The sequence below is a fragment of the Pseudomonas meliae genome, from assembly GCF_001400515.1.
Lineage (GTDB): Bacteria > Pseudomonadota > Gammaproteobacteria > Pseudomonadales > Pseudomonadaceae > Aquipseudomonas > Aquipseudomonas amygdali.
The window spans coordinates 1-505 of the sequence record NZ_LJQT01000060.1 but is presented as its reverse complement, the minus strand read 5'-3'; the positions used below and the strand labels follow the sequence as shown (position 1 = coordinate 505).

Genomic DNA, 505 nt, shown 5'->3' with positions numbered 1-505 from the left:
ACCGCACGAGGGTGGACATCGTGTCCACATGGACTTGCAGCTAATAGCTGCGGCCATCGTAACGTTCTTCGAGCGATCAGCTCAACCGTAGCAAAAACTGGCGATTTGCCGTAGGCCTGCCTGTTCCTTTATATGGATAAAGAGGAGACAAACATGACCAACCTACAGACTTTCGAGTTGCCTACCGAGGTTATTGGCAGCGCCGCCGATATCTCATTGGGAAGAGCGCTGATCCAGGCTTGGCAAAAAGATGGCATTTTGCAGATCAAGACCGATAGTGAGCAAAATCGAAAAACGCAGGAAGCGATGGCTGCTAGCAAGCAGTTTTGCAAGGAACCGCTGACTTTTAAGAGTAGCTGCGTTAGCGATCTGACCTACAGTGGCTATGTTGCATCAGGCGAGGAGGTCACAGCTGGTAAACCTGATTTCCCTGAGATTTTCACTGTCTGCAAAGACTTGCCGGTAAGCGATCAGCGTGTAAAAGCCGGCTGGCCTTGCCATGGCA

The 505-nt window shown here is 50.9% G+C and carries 1 protein-coding gene; it reads left to right on the top strand.

The annotated features are described in order from the left end of the window. Positions 1–153 precede the first annotated feature (153 nt). The coding region (locus ALO64_RS02730) for a 2-oxoglutarate and iron-dependent oxygenase domain-containing protein (protein ID WP_162232058.1) at positions 154–505 on the top strand (352 nt) is incomplete at its 3' end.